Source organism: Rhizobacter sp. P3_B12 (assembly GCF_056402895.1).
This window is the reverse complement of the sequence record NZ_JBFUGN010001606.1, coordinates 1-766: the sequence shown is the minus strand read 5'-3', so window position 1 is coordinate 766 and position 766 is coordinate 1. Positions and strand designations below refer to the sequence as shown.

Genomic DNA, 766 nt, shown 5'->3' with positions numbered 1-766 from the left:
GCGCTGAACAGCGCAACCGGGTTCTTCGCAACACCTACTGGATGCTGGCACTGTCGATGGTGCCGACCGTCATCGGCGCCTGGGCCGGCATGGCCTTCGGCTTCGCCGATGTGGCGCGCGCCAGCCCGATCATGACCTTCGTGTTGTTCCTCGGCGGAGCGTTCGCGTTCTTCTACGCGATCGACAAGACCAAGAACTCGCCGACCGGCGTCGTGCTGCTGCTGGCCTTCACGTTCTTCATGGGCGTGATGCTGTCGCTGACGATCGGGCGCGTGCTCGGCAGCTACCGGAACGGCGGCCAGTTGATCATGATGGCCTTCGGCGGCACCTCGGTGGTGTTCATCGCGATGGCAACGCTGGCCACGACGATCAAGCGCGACATCTCCAGCTGGGGCAAGTTCCTGATGGTCGGCGTGATCGGCCTGATCGTCGCGAGCCTCGCCAACATCTGGCTGCAGATGCCGGTGCTGTCGCTGACGATCTCGACCCTCGCGGTCGTGATCTTCTCGGCCTTCATGCTGTACGACCTGAAGCGCGTGGTCGACGGCGGCGAGACGAACTATGTGAGCGCGACGCTCGCGATCTACCTGGACGTCTACAACGTCTTCGTCAGCCTGCTGAACATCCTCGGCATCTTCGGCGGCGACCGCGAATAAGCGGTCCGCTGACCGCGCAAGAAAAAGGGCCCTCCGGGGCCCTTTCGCTTTGGGTGCTTTTGGGTGCTGTCGATCAGCCCCGCTCGAACACCGCCATGCTCTCCACATGC

At 63.4% G+C, this 766-nt stretch carries 1 protein-coding gene; it reads left to right on the top strand.

Annotated features, from left to right (window positions below; genetic code table 11):
- On the top strand, positions 1–656 hold a 656-nt coding region (locus AC1D01_RS37180), incomplete at its 5' end, for a Bax inhibitor-1/YccA family protein (RefSeq protein WP_477874893.1).
- Positions 657–766 lie beyond the last annotated feature (110 nt).